Origin of the sequence: Paenibacillus sp. J53TS2 (assembly GCF_018403305.1) — a bacterium.
Classification (GTDB): Bacteria; Bacillota; Bacilli; order Paenibacillales; family Paenibacillaceae; genus Fontibacillus; species Fontibacillus rhizolycopersici.
On record NZ_BOSK01000005.1, the window covers coordinates 64,765 to 81,212 of the forward strand.

Annotated in this window: 11 protein-coding genes; 9 read left to right on the forward strand and 2 right to left on the reverse strand. The window is 53.2% G+C overall.

The window, feature by feature from the left end; genetic code table 11:
• Positions 1 to 21: 21 nt before the first annotated feature.
• From tpiA to eno, 3 genes are read left to right on the forward strand one after another with little or no spacing between them, the layout of a single operon-like run.
• Positions 22 to 774, forward strand: coding sequence for a triose-phosphate isomerase (gene tpiA / locus KJS42_RS12750; protein WP_213623052.1), 753 nt, complete (start codon positions 22 to 24; stop codon positions 772 to 774).
• Positions 775 to 2,322 (forward strand): 2,3-bisphosphoglycerate-independent phosphoglycerate mutase, encoded by a 1,548-nt coding sequence (gene gpmI / locus KJS42_RS12755; RefSeq protein ID WP_213623053.1) that lies wholly within the window; start codon positions 775 to 777, stop codon positions 2,320 to 2,322.
• 36 nt (positions 2,323 to 2,358) lie between these two features.
• Entirely contained in the window at positions 2,359 to 3,651 is a 1,293-nt protein-coding gene (gene eno / locus KJS42_RS12760; protein WP_155606954.1) for a phosphopyruvate hydratase, read from the forward strand.
• Between the two features lie 269 nt (positions 3,652 to 3,920).
• On the opposite strand, the gene KJS42_RS12765 is transcribed toward eno, so the two are convergent.
• Positions 3,921 to 5,207: a methyl-accepting chemotaxis protein gene (locus KJS42_RS12765; protein WP_213623054.1), complete on the reverse strand. Its 1,287-nt coding sequence runs from the start codon at positions 5,205 to 5,207 to the stop codon at positions 3,921 to 3,923.
• A gap of 667 nt (positions 5,208 to 5,874) precedes the next feature.
• Between KJS42_RS12765 and KJS42_RS12770 the strand changes: the two genes are divergently transcribed.
• The 3 genes from KJS42_RS12770 (at position 5,875) to KJS42_RS12780 (ending at position 8,694) form a co-directional block, all read left to right on the forward strand.
• Positions 5,875 to 7,554, forward strand: a complete 1,680-nt coding sequence (locus tag KJS42_RS12770) for a glycoside hydrolase family 13 protein (protein ID WP_213623055.1) — start codon at positions 5,875 to 5,877, stop codon at positions 7,552 to 7,554.
• Positions 7,555 to 7,689: 135 nt separating this feature from the next.
• A complete protein-coding gene (secG, locus tag KJS42_RS12775) occupies positions 7,690 to 7,923 on the forward strand; it encodes a preprotein translocase subunit SecG (RefSeq protein WP_155606956.1) in 234 nt (77 codons plus the stop codon).
• Between the two features lie 198 nt (positions 7,924 to 8,121).
• Positions 8,122 to 8,694, forward strand: coding sequence for a GNAT family N-acetyltransferase (locus KJS42_RS12780; protein ID WP_155606957.1), 573 nt, complete (start codon positions 8,122 to 8,124; stop codon positions 8,692 to 8,694).
• 86 nt (positions 8,695 to 8,780) lie between these two features.
• Here KJS42_RS12780 and KJS42_RS12785 read toward each other — a convergent pair whose 3' ends face one another.
• A complete protein-coding gene (locus tag KJS42_RS12785; protein WP_155606958.1) occupies positions 8,781 to 10,334 on the reverse strand; it encodes a methyl-accepting chemotaxis protein in 1,554 nt (517 codons plus the stop codon).
• Between the two features lie 278 nt (positions 10,335 to 10,612).
• Between KJS42_RS12785 and rnr the strand changes: the two genes are divergently transcribed.
• From rnr to KJS42_RS12800, 3 genes are all read left to right on the forward strand, one after another.
• Positions 10,613 to 13,276 carry a ribonuclease R gene (gene rnr / locus KJS42_RS12790; RefSeq protein ID WP_240908748.1) on the forward strand — a complete coding sequence of 888 codons (2,664 nt, stop codon included), beginning with the start codon at positions 10,613 to 10,615 and terminating at the stop codon, positions 13,274 to 13,276.
• Positions 13,277 to 13,851: 575 nt separating this feature from the next.
• Complete coding sequence (locus KJS42_RS12795; protein ID WP_213623056.1) at positions 13,852 to 14,919, forward strand: GntR family transcriptional regulator; 1,068 nt, start codon at positions 13,852 to 13,854, stop codon at positions 14,917 to 14,919.
• A 131-nt stretch (positions 14,920 to 15,050) separates the two neighbouring features.
• Positions 15,051 to 16,442: an ABC transporter substrate-binding protein gene (locus tag KJS42_RS12800; protein ID WP_155606960.1), complete on the forward strand. Its 1,392-nt coding sequence runs from the start codon at positions 15,051 to 15,053 to the stop codon at positions 16,440 to 16,442.
• Positions 16,443 to 16,448 lie beyond the last annotated feature (6 nt).

Here is a 16,448-nt window from a genome sequence, read left to right on the forward strand (position 1 = left end):
AGAAGTGAAGGAGTGGGCTCTGTGAGAACACCTATTATCGCCGGAAACTGGAAAATGTTCAAAACCGTTTCCGAAGCCAAAACCTTCTTCGAAGCCGTTAAAGGTAAAGCGGAGGTTGCCGGCGTAGAGAGCGTTATCTGCGCGCCGTTCACCAACCTTCCGGCTTTGGTAGAAGCAGCAAAAGGCACGTCGATCAAAATCGGCGCGCAAAACATGCATTTTGAAGACGAAGGAGCCTTCACCGGTGAAGTCAGCGGACGCATGCTGAAAGAGCTTGGCGTGGACTATGTCATCATCGGCCACTCCGAGCGCCGGGCGTATTTCGGCGAAACCGACGAAATCGTGAATAAGAAGATCCTTGCCGCATTCAAACACGGGTTGACCCCGATTCCTTGCGTCGGCGAGAAGCTGGAAGAGCGCGAAGCTGGCCAAACGAAAGATGTCGTGAAGGTGCAAACCGAAGCGGCTTTGAAAGGGTTAACTGCGGAGCAAGCGGCGCAAGTCGTTATTGCTTATGAACCGATCTGGGCGATTGGTACAGGCAAATCCTCCACGTCGCAAGACGCGAACGAAGTGATTTCCTATATTCGCAGCCTGGTTCAAGGTTTGTACGGCAACGATGTGGCCGCGAAAATCCGTATCCAATACGGCGGCAGCGTTAAACCGGAGAACGTGAAGGAGTATATGGGCCAAAGCGACATCGACGGCGCACTCGTCGGCGGTGCCAGCCTGCAGCCGGACTCTTACATCCAGCTCGTTGAGGGGGCGAAATAAATGACGGCTCCCAAACCAGTAGCTCTGATCATCATGGACGGGTTCGGTCTTCGCGAAAAAGTCGAAGGCAATGCGGTGGCTCAAGCGAACAAACCGAACTATGACCGTTATTTGAAGCAATACCCGAACACCACGCTGACCGCCAGCGGGGAAGCGGTAGGTTTGCCGGAAGGTCAAATGGGGAACTCCGAAGTCGGTCACTTGAATATCGGTGCCGGCCGGATTGTATACCAGGACTTGACCCGGATTTCTAAATCGATTCGCGAAGGCGAATTTTTCTCGAATGAAACGCTGGTAGAGGCGGTGCGCAGCGCCAAATCGAAAGGCAAGAAGCTGCATCTGTACGGCCTTCTGTCCGACGGCGGCGTGCATAGCCACATTGAGCATATGTTTGCCATGCTCGAGCTGGCGAAGAAGGAAGAGATGCATGAGGTTTACGTGCATGCTTTCCTTGACGGCCGCGACGTAGCTCCGGACAGCGCGAGGGGCTTCCTGGAGCGGCTGATCGCCAAGATGAACGAGCTTGGCGTCGGTAAGATCGCAACGGTGCAAGGCCGCTATTACGCGATGGACCGCGACAAACGTTGGGACCGCGTCGAGAAATCGTACCGGGCCATGGTGTATGCGGAAGGACCGCAATATACGGACCCAATTCAGGCGGTAACAGAATCGTACGAGAAATCGGTATTTGACGAATTCGTGATGCCGACCGTGATTGTCGATGGCCACGGCCAACCGATCGCGCAAGTGGAAAGCGGCGACAGCGTCATTTTCCTCAACTTCCGTCCAGACCGTGCCATTCAACTGTCCAACGTATTTACGAACAAGGATTTCCAAGGCTTCGACCGCGGACCGAAATTCCCGAAAGACCTGCACTTCGTGTGCTTGACCCTGTTTGCGGAATCGGTTGACGGCTATGTAGCGTACAAGCCAAAGAATCTCGACAATACGTTTGGTGAAGTGCTGGTACAGAACGGTAAGAAGCAATTGCGGATCGCTGAAACGGAAAAATACCCGCATGTGACGTTCTTCTTCAGCGGCGGACGCGATGTAGAGCTTCCGGGCGAAAAACGCGTCCTGATCAACTCGCCGAAGGTCGCAACGTACGACTTGAAACCGGAAATGAGCGCCTATGAAGTGGCGGAAGCTTGCGTCAAAGAAATCGAGTCGGATCAACACGACGCGATCATCTTGAACTTCGCGAATCCGGACATGGTCGGGCACTCCGGGATGATGGAGCCAACGATCAAAGCGGTTGAAGTAACAGACGAGTGCGTAGGCAAGGTTGTTGACGCCGTCAAAGCCAAAGGCGGAGTTGTCATCATTATTGCCGACCACGGGAATGCCGATATGGAAACCGACGACCAAGGCCGTCCATTTACCGCACATACGACGAACCCGGTTCCATTCATCGTTACCGATGAGAACGTCGTGCTTCGCGACAAAGGCATTCTCGCCGATGTAGCTCCAACGCTGCTCGACTTGATGGGCTTGCCGCAGCCGCCGGAAATGACCGGTCAATCGATGATTGCCAGCCGCAAGGCATAAAATAACTATAAAACACTCAAAGGAGATTGTATTCTAATGACGATTATTTCTGACGTATACGCTCGCGAAGTCCTTGACTCCCGCGGCAACCCTACCGTTGAAGTTGAAGTTTATCTCGAATCCGGCGCAATGGGCCGTGCCATCGTTCCTTCCGGTGCTTCCACCGGCGCGCATGAAGCTGTAGAGCTTCGCGACGACGACAAATCCCGTTACCTCGGCAAAGGCGTATTGAACGCCGTGAAGAACGTGAACGAAACCATCGCTCCTGAAGTGATTGGCATGGACGCGCTGGACCAAGTCGGCATCGACAAAATGATGATCGAATTGGACGGCACGCCTAACAAAGGCAAACTGGGCGCTAACGCAATCCTGGCCGTTTCGATGGCGGTTGCTCGCGCGGCTGCTGACGCTTTGGACCTGCCGCTGTATGCTTACCTCGGCGGATTTAACGCGAAACAGCTTCCAGTTCCGATGATGAACATCGTGAACGGCGGCGCGCATGCCGACAACAACGTAGACGTACAAGAATTCATGATCCTGCCTGTAGGCGCTCCTTCCTTCAAAGAAGCTCTTCGCACAGGCGCAGAGATTTTCCACAACCTGAAATCCGTACTTAAAGCAAAAGGCCTGAACACGGCTGTTGGCGACGAAGGCGGTTTTGCACCAAACTTCACTTCCAACGAAGACGCTTTGTCCTCGATCATGGAAGCTATCACGAAAGCCGGCTACACGCCAGGTAAAGACGTATTCTTGGGTATGGACGTCGCTTCTACCGAGTTCTACAAAGACGGCAAATACCATCTGGAAGGCGAAGGCAAATCCTTCACTTCCGCTGAGTTCGTTGACCTGCTTGCTTCTTGGGCAGACAAATATCCGATCATCACGATCGAAGACGGCTGCGCCGAAGACGATTGGGAAGGTTGGAAGCTGCTGACCGAGAAACTGGGTAACAAAATCCAACTCGTGGGTGACGACCTGTTCGTAACCAACACCGAACGTCTGTACAAAGGGATCCAAGAAGGCATCGGTAACTCGATCCTGATCAAAGTAAACCAAATCGGTACGTTGACAGAAACATTCGACGCGATCGAAATGGCAAAACGCGCAGGTTATACGGCAGTGATCTCCCACCGTTCCGGCGAATCCGAAGACAGCACGATTGCCGATATCGCCGTGGCAACGAACGCCGGCCAAATCAAAACCGGTGCTCCTTCCCGTACGGACCGTATCGCGAAATACAACCAATTGCTTCGCATCGAAGACCAATTGGCTGATCTGGCTCAATACAACGGCTTGAAATCCTTCTACAACCTGAAGGCACACCGTTAAGAAGGACGACCGGATAACTCCGGTCTTCTAGTAACAAGGGGCTTTTTGCAAAAAAATAATCGGCCAGGGCGTTCATGCCTTGGCCGATTATTTTTTCTTTTCAGAAGATGGTGGGCAAGAAATCGGCAAGAATGTTGCAGTTTGTGCAACAATTCAGCCCGATTCCTTCGCATACGCCCCAAAATGCTGCACAAAGTGCAACATTTCCGCGATAAGATCTACTTACTTTTAGGACGAACCTTGTTGTATTGTATTCAGGTTGAAGCGACCTAGCTTCGCGACTCATCCAAACGGAAGCTTTCAATCGTGCCTTGCAGTTCTCTTCCGAGGGTCTCCAGTTGATCCCCGTCCGTGGACATGGTCTGAATGGATTCGTGAATCTGCGCGGTCAGCATGACGATGTTATCGATATGACGAGTGGTTTCCGAGGAGGAACGCGCCATCTCGTCGACGGTTGCGGCCACCTCCTGGCTTCCAGCAGCCATTTGCTGTCCGGTTGCGGAGAACCCGCTCATTTCGGTATTGATCGTTTCCACCTGGGTAAGAATATCGTCCATCACCGTCTCGGTTTTACCCAGCACCGTGATGCCTGCTTGAATCTCCTGGTGGGACTTGTCCATGGCCGACTTCGATTGGTTGGATTCCTCTTCGGCTTTCTGCAGCAATTCTCCGATCTCTTCGGCGAAGCGGTTCGCTTCGGAAGCCAGCTTGCGGATTTCGGTGGCGACGACGGCAAATCCTCGGCCTTGTTCGCCGGCCCGGGCCGCTTCAATGTTCGCGTTCAGAGCGAGGATGTGCGTCTGCTGCAAAATCCCCGTAATGGCATCCGTAGAAGTAGCGATATCCTCGCTGCGTCCCAGAAACTGCGAAATCGTTTCGGTGAGGACGCGAAAGGATTGATTCATCTTGCCCATCTGTTCGTTCATTGCCAGCATCTCCTGCCGTGTCGTCTCTGCCATGGAGGCAACCCCACTGGAGGACTCAGTGACCGAGAGAGAGATTTCGGAGATATGACCGATACCCGTCGCCAGCTCTTCAACGGCTTTGGCGCTTTCTTTGGCAGCGGAGTATTGCTGTTTACTGGCGGCCGCGATGACCCCCATCGCCGCAACGATCTGATCAAACTGTTCCCGATTCGATTGGAGGCGTTCATGCAAATCGCGAATCTTGTGATTGACCTCGGTTGAGGTCTGCTTCACTTGGAGCACGAGTTGTCCCAAATGCTCCCGCATCTCTTCCATCGGCACGCCGAAACGCTTTAAGCTACCCAATTGATCCATCCGGATCCGGTGCGTCAGGTTGCCTGCGGCAATTTGCGAAATGAATCGCTCGATTTCCTTAAAAGGCTTGGCGTAGGCCAGGAAATTTTTGATGCCAAAACCGATGGTGGCAACGATGATCAGCAGCATCAAAACGAGATGCCGACGCGTCAAGATCGGCTCGCCGGCGATCAGCGAACTGATGGTAATGGCAAAGGCCCCCATCAGCGCTCCTTGGATGATCATGTTGGCGAAGTAGCGGATAAAGTTGCGAAGTACTTCATTGCTGTTTCGCATAGGGCACGCTCCTCAAATTATGTATTCTGATGATACATTAACGTGATGCAGGATTCTGTCTTAAGAATATCACTTCCCTAAATATAGGGTAAGAGAGAAATGAAGAATAATGACGGATGATGTCAAATTGTGGCGAATCAAAGACATAGAAACTTGTTTCATAGGCGACTCTCATTGACAACTGAAGCGGTGGTTCGGTATATTGAAGAAGAATAGAGTAAACGTTTACGTTCCTAAGAAGAAAAGCGAGGATGCAAGCATGGGTGCAACAATGAAGGACTTTGCCAGATTGGCAGGCGCGGTCGAGGCTCGCGTTCCAAGTGGCATACGCGGTCAGGCTTTGACCATCGGCGGAGGAATAGCGGTATAAAATACCCTTATTTACGTCTTCCCAGCGGTTGGATTGAAAATAAGGGTAATAAATACCCTTATTCCTTCCGAAATGGAGCAGTTTACGCCCGAGCGGCTAAATAAGGACAAATGATACCGCTATTGTCGCGGTAAACATGAATCTAAGGGAAATAAGGCCGTTTCATGTTCTTATTTTTCCTGGTCCTGTTGTTAATCCTAACGTAAGCGTTTACTCCACTAGCTGTATAGCAAGGCTAAGTGCAAAATACAACGGACGGACATAACTAATTAGAGCCATCCGGAGGAGGACCTATTCGTGGACAAAAAGTGGTGGAAGGAAAGCGTCGTATATCAAATTTATCCGCGTAGTTTTATGGACAGCAACGGGGACGGGATCGGCGACTTGCGGGGGATCATCTCCAAGCTGGACTATTTGAAGACACTAGGCGTGGACGTGGTTTGGTTATGCCCTGTGTATCAGTCGCCAAACGACGATAATGGGTACGATATTAGCGATTATCAGTTGATCATGAATTCTTTTGGAACGATGCAGGACTGGGAGGAGTTGCTGAATGGATTGCATGCACGGGGCATGAAGTTGATCATGGACCTGGTCGTCAATCACAGCTCGGATGAGCATCACTGGTTCGTGGAATCGCGCAAATCGAAGGATAATCCATACCGGGATTATTATATTTGGCATCCCGGCAAAGACAGCGAGGCCCCGAACGACTGGGGTTCGTTCTTTAGCGGACCCGCCTGGGAATTCGATGAATCCACGGGCGAATATTATCTTCATATGTTCTCCAAGAAGCAGCCGGACCTGAACTGGGAGAATCCGAAGGTCCGCCGCGAAGTGTACGATATGATGACCTGGTGGCTCGATAAAGGGATCGACGGATTCCGGATGGACGTCATCAACATGATCTCTAAACCTCCAGGGTTGCCGAACAGCGAGGACGGCGGAACTTGCATCAACGGTCCACGGGTTCACGAGTTCCTGCAGGAAATGAACCGCGAGGTCTTGTCCAAATACGATATCATGACAGTGGGCGAAACTCTGGATGTGACGCCGGAGGATGCGACTCTATTCGCCGGAACGGATCGGGGCGAGCTGAGCATGGTGTTCCAGTTCGAGCTGATGGGGATCGATTCAGGATCCGACGGCAAATGGTGGGGCAAACCGTGGAAGTTAGTCGACTTCAAACAGATCTTCTCCAAATGGCAGACCGAGTTGGAAGGAACGGCTTGGAACAGTATCTACTTGAACAACCACGATCAGCCGCGCCTGCTATCGCGATTCGGCAATGATCGTGAGTACCGTAACGTATCGGCCAAAATGCTGGCCACGCTGTTGCATACGCTGCAGGGGACGCCTTATATCTACCAGGGCGAGGAAATCGGTATGACCAATGTTCGGTTCGAGACGATCGACGAGTATCGGGATATCGAGACGATAAACATGTACAAGGAGTATCTGGAGAAAGGCCGTACGCCGGAGGAAATCATGGAGGCGATATACGCCAAAGGGCGGGATAACGCGCGTACCCCGATGCAATGGGACGGCCGCAGCCCGCATGCCGGATTCACGACGGGTACACCTTGGCTAGCGGTCAACCCGAATTACCGGGACATCAATGTGGAGCAAGCGGTGACGGATGAAAACTCGATCTTCCACTATTACCGCCGCCTGATCGAACTGCGTAAGCAGCATGAGGTGATCGTTTACGGGAGATATGAGCTGCTAAATGCCGACGATAATCAAGTGTACGCTTACACCCGCACGTTGGGGCAAGAGCAATTATTGGTGGTGTTGAATTTCTACGACCAACCGGCCCGATTCGACTGGACGACACCGAAAGCAGAGGCTCTCAGTCCTGAAAAGGCCCAAGCCGCAGAACTGCTTATTGCAAACTACGACGGGGTGCCAGCCGGTGCAGACGTGCGGAGCATGGATTTGCGGCCTTACGAGGCGCGGGTATATAAACTAAGTTAATGTAGCGGGGACAATCGGAAAACGGTTGTTATTCGAGGGACGCTATGGTACAATGATAATGCTGTTTTTGTATCGTAAATATCTGAGTTAATATGGAATAGATGAAGGATGTTTCTCACTTAGGAGGTGGATTGAATGGATATTTTGCTGAAGGTATTGCTCGTTATTTTCTCGATCGGTTTGATCGCAGTCGTGTTGCTGCAGAAAGGGAAGAGCGCGGGTCTAGCCGGTGCCATCTCCGGGGGAGCTGAACATCTTTTCGGAAAAACGAAAGCGCGCGGCATGGAGCTCGTTCTCGAACGAATCACGGTCGGATTGGCAGCGGGTTTCTTCATCTTGTCGATCGTCGTTGCCGTCGTGTTGGATTAACCTTATCATTCTAGCAGAGTAAGCCCTCGTTTCCTTTAAGGAGACGGGGGCTTTTTTTGCGTTACTTTATGAAAACAAATCGTAACAATATTGAAAGGAATTTATTAGTAATAAATGTTAGATTATGTAGGATTTTCGTGGCTTGCGAAAGGTAAAAATATTACAATTTTGGTACAGACAATGAGAGGAGGAAGGAAATTGTACAAGCTGGTGAGTACGCTGGAGGAAGGAACCTTGTTTCACTCGATTTGGATGGAAGCCTGGATGGAAAAAGGCTTTGAACCGGAATTTGCCGACGACGTCTTAGGTCGTTGCCTCGTTTATGACACCTCGGGGGTGCCGGTGGGTACCGTGGAATTCAAACCCTATGCGCCGCAAACGGACGAGCCCTTAAACGATTTGGCACCGTTTGATGATCACCCGGCTATCTTGGTCTCAAGCCCGGGGGAAATCGCCGAGGTCGATAAGGTGGCGCTGCTGAAGCGGTACCGCGGTCGAAATCTCAACCGGTTACTCGCAACCATCGTATTGTTTGCACAGCAGAACGGGATCCGTCATTATGTCACCCTGCTTGAGCCTACGTTGTTTCGGGCGCTTCGCATCTCCTTCCATGTCCCGATGACCCAGGTCGGGGAACGCCGATTCTACAAAGGGGACGATGTCGTACCGGCCATTATCCATGTGGCGGAGTTTTACGAGAATCCGGAGCGCTATGTCTGGTATGTGGACACGCTCGAGAGCTTGAATCAGGAAACGGTCTTATCTACATAAAATAAATAGAAAGAAGGCTTGCCCGCGGGCAAGCCTTTTTCATTAGATTTAGAAGGAATCCCTTCTAAACCGACGCGCAGGCGACCTTAACCGACCGGGATCGGTTGCTTGGCGTGACCTGACGGAGCGGACGCCGTTTGGACCGCTTGAGGCGTTGGTGCGGTTTCTTCCGCTGCGGTGGCCGATAACGATAGAATCAAGGTGTCGAGATCCTGATAGTGTTGAACGATCTCGTGGATTTTGCCATCCTGGGCCTCGATACCCGCCAAAATCTGCTGGGCCGCGCTCATATTGTGTTCGGTGCTTTCGGCCAGCTCCATAATTTCCGCCATAATGCTGCCGTATCGGTCTTGCATCTGCCGTACCGAACGATCCACCTCACCGGATTGCTGGTTAACCGTACGGGCATTGTCGGACACCTTCTCTACATAGCTCTGAACTTCCTGTGCCTCTTCCTGCCCGGAATGGATCGCGGTGGAGCCTAGCGTAATCTGTTCGGCAACATTGTTGATTTGCCCGATGACGTCCGCCAGAATGTCGTTAATGCTCTGGGTCGCCTTTTGCGAATTTTCCGCGAGTTTGCGAATTTCCGTGGAGACGACGGCAAACCCTTTGCCATGTTCCCCGGCATGGGCCGCTTCAATGGCGGCATTCATGGCCAACAGGTTCGTCTGCGTGGAGATCCCATGGATCGTTTCGACGATTTGGCTGATTTGCTCGTTCTGGTCGCGAAGCTTCTGCATTTGGGTGACCGTACCCGCAATCACCTGCTGCAGATGCTGGATATGTAAGGATAAGGAATTCATTTTTGCCCCGGCTGCCTCCGTATTGTGAAGCATGTCGGTCGATAGCTCCTGAAGCTGGGCCGAAATTTCGGCGGTGACTTCCACGGCCCCGCCAACCTCTTGCACGGATTGGGTCGTTTCCGTAAGCCCCAGCGTTTGTCGCTCCAGGGTGGCGGAGACGCTGCCGAAGGTGGTTGTGATCTCTTTAGAGATCGAGCCGGTGACGTTTACGTTATCCCGCAGTTGCGTGCTCAGACGGCCCAGTACATCCAGCGAGGTTTGCAGATTCGTGAGCAGCTCGTCGCTGCGGCGCTTCGCCTCTAAGGCATCCTGCTGCTTAGCTAAGACGTCCTTCTGCAAGCGTTCGCTGAACCGGGCGGCAAAAGCTAAGGCTACGATCAGAAATCCCAGGAACAGCAGCAAATAACTGAGCGATTCCCGGGCGAATAATTTATCGTGGTAGAAGGGAACGTTGAAGAAATAAACCGTGATCCCCATGCCCAATACGCCCGAGAACAGAATCGGCTTATAGTTCGAATACAACGTCATGATGCCGACGGACACGTAGACGAGCAGATACGTGCTGATGATCGGGTCCGGATCTTGGTAGATCAGCAGAAACGTCAACAGCTGGGTGATCACGGGGATGACGAACATAACGTAGCGTGTCCCTTTGTTCGCGTAAGTCATGTAGGTCGCGATGGAACAGCAGATTCCGCCGACGATGATCAACGTAAATAGGACTTTGCTGTCCACCTGGATCATGATGTCGGTCAGGACGCCGAGGGCGACCATTCCCCAGATGATTTTGACGAATAACTTATTGCGTCGTTGCAGAATGCTATTGTTCTCCATACCTTCTTTCTCCCTCTCCTAATTCGTGGAATTCTTCCATTATATTGTCGGCTGGATTTTCATAAAAATTAAGCCTTTTTCATGAAATCCATGCAATTTCACGGGAATCCCGGGCGAAAACGGATGCCAACCGCGAATTTCGTGTATACTAGGGGATATACGGCTAGAGGAATATCATGGAAATGTCATGCAAAATTACACCCCGGCACCAAAGGGACAAGCCGGGTTTGAGGTGAAATCATTTGAAATTAATCACAGAAGCAGAGCTGCTCGCTTTTATGCGGGAAACCGCATATAAACCGTTGACGTATCAAGAGCTGGAGGAGCATTTTGGCATCACCGATGCCGGCGAATTCAAAGAGTTCCTGAAAATGCTCAACCGGTTGGAGCAGGAAGGACAAATTATCTTAACCCGCACTCATCGTTACGGCGTTCCGGAACGGATGGATTTGGTTCGCGGCCGTTTGCAGGCCCATGCCAAAGGGTTTGCGTTTCTGATCCCGGAGGATCGCGACCATCCCGACGTATACATCCATGCGAATGATTTGAAAAGCGCGATGAATGGAGACACCGTGTTGGTGCGCGTCAGCTCGAAAAGCGCGGGCGGCGGCAAGCTGGAAGGCGAGGTCGTGCGCATCGTACACCGTGCCGTAACCCAAGTGGTGGGGGTATTCCAGAATAACGAATCGTTTGGTTTCGTGATCCCGGATGACAAACGGATCAACAAGGATCTGTTTATCCCTCGCGAAGGCTTCGGCGGGGCGGTCGACGGCGAGAAGGTCGTAGCTGAAATCGTGGAATACCCGGAAGGAAGGTCTGCAGCGGTAGGCCAAGTCATCGAGATACTCGGACACAAGGACGACCCGGGGGTCGATATCCTATCGATCATTCGCAAGCATCAGCTGCCGGAGGCGTTCCCGGAGGACGTCATGGCCGAGGCGCAGGATGCCCCCGACGAGATCGAGGAGGCGGAAATCGTCCGCCAGGGGCGGCGGGATTTACGCGACAAGGTGATCGTCACGATCGACGGCGAGGACGCGAAGGACCTGGACGACGCCGTGAACGTGGAGCGCTTGCCGAACGGGAATATCAGACTGGGCGTGCATATCGCCGATGTCGGGTATTACGTGCGGGAGAATTCCAAGCTCGATCAAGAAGCATATAACCGCGGCTGCAGCGTGTATCTGGTGGATCGCGTCATTCCGATGCTGCCGCACCGGCTGTCGAACGGGATATGCTCCTTGAATCCGAAGGTAGACCGCTTCACGCTGTCCTGCGAGATGGAATTCAACGAGCAGATGAAGGTCGTGAAGCACGATATCTTCACGAGCGTGATTCGCACCAAGGAACGGATGACCTACACCAGTGTGCGGAAAATTCTGCAGGAAGAAGATCCGGAGGTAACCGAACGTTACGCCGATCTGGTCGAGACGTTCCAGCTGATGAAGGAGCTGGCCCTGAAGCTGCGGGGGAACCGCATGCGGCGCGGCGCGGTCGACTTCGATTTCGAGGAATCGAAGGTGATCGTCGACGAGAACGGCAAGCCGGTCGACATCGTGAAGCGCGAACGTTCGATCGCGGAACAAATTATTGAGGAATTCATGCTGGCGGCGAATGAAACGGTGGCGGAGCATTTTCATTGGCTGAAAGTGCCGTTCATTTATCGGATTCACGAGGATCCGGACCAGGAGAAGCTGATGAACTTCATGGCATTTGTCGCCAACTTCGGGTATGCGGTCAAAGGCGGGAAAGGCAACAAGATACATCCACGCGCGCTGCAGACGCTGCTGGAGGACATTCAGGGCACGAAGGAGCAGACAGTCATCAGCACGATGATGCTGCGCTCGATGAAGCAGGCGAAATACGATGCGGAAAGCACCGGGCATTTCGGGCTGGCGGCGGAGTTCTACACGCACTTCACCTCGCCGATCCGGCGGTATCCCGACCTGGTGATCCACCGAGTGATCCGCGAGGTGATCGAGAGCAACGGGACGCTAAGCGAGGCGCGGATGGAGTACCTGGCCAGCCGGATGCAGGATATCGCGCAGCAATCGTCCGAGCGGGAGCGTATCGCCGTGGAGGCGGAGCGCGACACGGAACAGCTGAAGAAAGCGGAGTACATGCTTGATAAGGTCGGGGAGGAATTCCCTGGCATTATCAGCAGCGTCACGAGCTTCGGCATGTTCATCGAGCTGGAGAACACGGTGGAAGGGCTGATCCGGCTTAGCGCGATGACGGATGACTATTACCATTTCCACGAGCAGCATATGGCGCTGATCGGGGAACGCACGTCGAAGATCTACCGGATCGGCGACGAGGTCAAGATCCGCGTGGCCCGCGTGAATATGGACGACCATACCATCGACTTCGAGATGGTCGACATGAAGCCGCGGCAGCGCGGCGAGTTCGGTGGCGGACGCGGAGCCTTTGAAGGCGGTCGGGGCGGCGGAGGCCGCAGCGGCAAGCCGGGCAAAGGCGGTGGCAAGGCCGCCGGCAAAGGCAAGGGCGGCCGCGGCGCAGGCGGCGCCAAGGGCAAGCCCGGCCGGGCGGCGGCGGGGACCAACGCCGCCGAGGCCGTAGGCGCCGGGGCGGGCGCACCCGGCGGGAAGCGCGGCAAGCGCGGCGGAGCTGCCAAAGGCAGCGGCGGCGTCGCGCTTGGCAGCGCCGTAGCCCGCGCGGATAGCGGCGCGGGCGAGAGCTCGGGCGCCGCGTCGGACGGCGGGCCCGCATTTGGCTTCGGCTCTGGCAAGGGAGGCTACGCCTCCGGGACGGTCGCCGTGGCCCGCGATGCCGGTCGCGGATACCGCAGCACCGGCGAGGACAAAGGCTCGCGGCGGAAGAAGACGTCCGCGAGCGGGGTCTTCGTCGGCGCCCGGGACGGGGGCGCCAAGGAGGCCGCTCCGGGCCGCAAGCGGGGCGGCGGCAAGGGCAAGAAGAAGTGAGCAAGCAACACGTAGGAGAAAAGTCGATCCGGAGCGTTCCGGATCGGCTTTTTTGTTCGATACACAGCCACATGCAGACGCTTGGGCCGGAGGGAAAATAACTGCAGGAGTGCAGCTATTTTCACCGATTGTCGGGTTTTTCTTAAAATAGCTGCAAGAATACAGTTATTCCCCAGGTAAAGGCCGATTTTCTCAAAATCGTAGAAAATAACTGTATTTACGCAGCTATTTAGCCGTTGAGCTCAGGCTGCGAGGAAATAATTGCATCTACGCAGTTATTTCGATCATTTCGTGCAACAGCGCAGATGGGGAGCGAGGCCATTTTTTCTTCCGCTATAGGTCCGCTTGGGTAAGCTTGCTTCATGACCGATCGATACATCGTCCAAGGCGCAGCGCATTTTGATCCGGTTCTTCGTGATCGTTAATGTCGTGTACCCTGCGCGATCAGCAGGGCATTCAGTTCCTTCGAACGGCTGTTACCTACCGAGAGGTCACATCTTCCTCATAGACAAAAGAAAAATAAATAATATACTAAGTATATATATTATGTTGAGCGAAGATGGGAGTGACCTATTGTGAAGAATCTACCCTTATATAAACAGATCCAGGATGAGATCAAGGAGCGCATCCAATCCGGGGAACTCAGGCCGGGAGACCGGATCCCGTCGGAGAAGGAGCTGGCCGAGGAGTATCATGTCAGCCAGATCACGAGCAAAAACGCCCTGATCGGCCTGGCGGATGAAGGCATCTTAACTCGGCATCAAGGCAAAGGGACCTTCGTTAATGACGAGGTGTGGAGCTATTTGAATGCAGCCGGTGCCACGCAACGCACGGATTCTACCCGCAAGGGAACGATCGGCTTGATCATCCCTACGCTGCAGACCAAGGTGGAACAGCGGATCGTGGACAATATCGAACGGTTTGCCTGGGCGTCCGGCTATCAACTCACGCTCAGTATATCGAGGGAATCGCAGCGAAATGAAAGCGAAGCGATCGAAGCCTTTAATCGCAACGGCGTGAAGGGCATGATCATCTTTCCGACCGAGGAGGAGAACTACAACGAGGACATTCTGCGCCTGTCGATCGATAAATTCCCGCTCGTTCTGATTGACCGTTATTTGAAGGATATCCGGACTTACAGCGTCAGCGCGGATAACGAGAAGGGAACCTTCGACGCTGTTAGCTACTTGCTGAACCAGGGACACCGGGAAATCGCCCTCATTTCTCCCGTGATCACGAATACCGTAACCGAAGACCGCGCGGCCGGCTTTGAACGGGCGTTCTATCAGAATCAATTGCCGATTAACAAAAACCAATGGTGTATCTTAAATATCGACGATATCCATAAGGGCCCCGGGGAAAAAATGATCTATGAATTTTTCCGTTCGCATCCCGAGATCACGGCGGCGTTCGCCATGAACGCGCAGCTCACGGGCTATGCCTATAAAGCGCTGCAACGTTTGAATAAGCGAGTGCCGGAGGAATTTGCGCTGGTCGGATTCGACGGGCCGGAAAGACCGGGCATCCATTTCGTGCAGCAGGATATCGAAACGATGTGCAAGCATACCGTGGAATGTTTGCTGGAGCAGCTGGAAGGCCACTCGAATCCGCGCAGAGTCACGGTTCCCGTAGAATTAATCTAATAAAGTATATTATATACTAAATAAAGTATACTAATATCTAAGTGGATATACTAAAATGCAAATGTAAAGCGGTTACAGACCTAAACAGACACACACCATTCCGTAATCGCGACGAATTTAATAGGGAGGTTATGCACGTGAAAACCAATCGCTTGGCAGTCATTGCGGTGCTTTTGGTCATGTCCATGTTGGTAGCGCTTACAGGTTGCGGCTCTAGTAATAATGCCAACTCGGCCAATGCTTCGAAGGAACCGGGAAACCAGAATCAAGGCGCTTCAAACGGGCAGCAAGTCACCTCGGACGAGAAAGTCGAAATTTCTTTCATGGGTCACGGAGATCCAAACGAGAAGAAGATTTTTGCTTCATTGATCCAATCCTTTGAAGACAAATACCCGAACGTGAAAGTGAATTACACCAGCGTGCCGCCGGCGGAATACAACCAGAAGCTCACGACGCTGGTAGCCTCCGGCAAAGCGCCGGATGTCTTCTACCTGTCGGGGCCGGCTTTTTTCAAATATGCGGAGGCCGGCACGATTCTCGACATTCAAAGCTACTTGGATAACACGGAACTCTTCAAACAAGACAATGTATGGAAGCAAGCTATCGACCGATATCGGTTCGACGGAAAGAATCTGGGGACGGGAGACTTGTACGGACTTCCGAAGGACGTCGGCCCTTGGGCGATGGCCTATAACAAGGATCTCTTTGATGAAGCGGGGGCCGCTTATCCCTCTGCCGAACCGGGCGGATGGACTTGGGACGATTACCTGAAGGCGGCCCAAGCGGTCACGAAGGATACGAACGGTGACGGCAAATCGGATATTTTCGGCGGAGCCGGATTTCCTTTAGAAGCAGCAGTATGGGGGAACGGCGGACAATACATCGATTATGTGACAGGGAAAATCGCCGTGGATACGCCGGAGTTTGCCGAGGCGATGCAGTTTATCGCGGATTTAAATCTGAAATATCATGTGAGCCCTTCCGCGGACGACGAGAAGGCGATGAACAGCTATTCGCGGTTCGTCGCCGGGAAGATCGGCATGTTCCCGCTTGGACCTTGGGACCAACCGGCCTTCTGGGATCTGCCTTTCGGCTGGGATATCGCGCCGTGGCCGGCAAGCCCGAACACGGGAACTACGTCAACTTGGCTTGGATCGATGGGCTTTGCCCTTTCCAGCAAGTCCAAACACCCGCAAGAAGCGTTTAACTTGGCTGCCTTCCTGTCCTTGGACCCTGAAGGTCAGAAGCAAAACATGGAGATGGGCCAGGCGGTGCCTAACTTAATCGATATGGCGAAGAACGATTACTTGAACAACGGCAAGGCTCCGGAGCATAAGCAGGTCTTCCTCGACATCATTGAGTATGGACACCCTCCGGTTGAATATGGCTCGAAAGATACGCAATGGCTGGATACCTTCAACCAAGAGGCCAGCAAGGTGTGGACCGGCAAGCAAACGGCGGCGGAATGGGCGAAAGAGATTGCGCCTAAGCTGCAAGACTTGTACGACAAAGGGAACAAGTAATTCGGT

Bases quoted from the DNA above. Each gene is read 5' to 3' on its own strand.
- gpmI (WP_213623053.1), top strand. From the start codon at position 775: ATGACGGCTCCCAAACCAGTAGCTCTGATCATCATGGACGGGTTCGGT.
- eno (WP_155606954.1), top strand. From the start codon at position 2,359: ATGACGATTATTTCTGACGTATACGCTCGCGAAGTCCTTGACTCCCGC.
- KJS42_RS12765 (WP_213623054.1), bottom strand. From the start codon at position 5,207: ATGCGAAACAGCAATGAAGTACTTCGCAACTTTATCCGCTACTTCGCC.
- secG (WP_155606956.1), top strand. From the start codon at position 7,690: ATGGATATTTTGCTGAAGGTATTGCTCGTTATTTTCTCGATCGGTTTG.
- KJS42_RS12785 (WP_155606958.1), bottom strand. From the start codon at position 10,334: ATGGAGAACAATAGCATTCTGCAACGACGCAATAAGTTATTCGTCAAA.
- rnr (WP_240908748.1), top strand. From the start codon at position 10,613: ATGCGGGAAACCGCATATAAACCGTTGACGTATCAAGAGCTGGAGGAG.
- KJS42_RS12800 (WP_155606960.1), top strand. From the start codon at position 15,051: ATGCACGTGAAAACCAATCGCTTGGCAGTCATTGCGGTGCTTTTGGTC.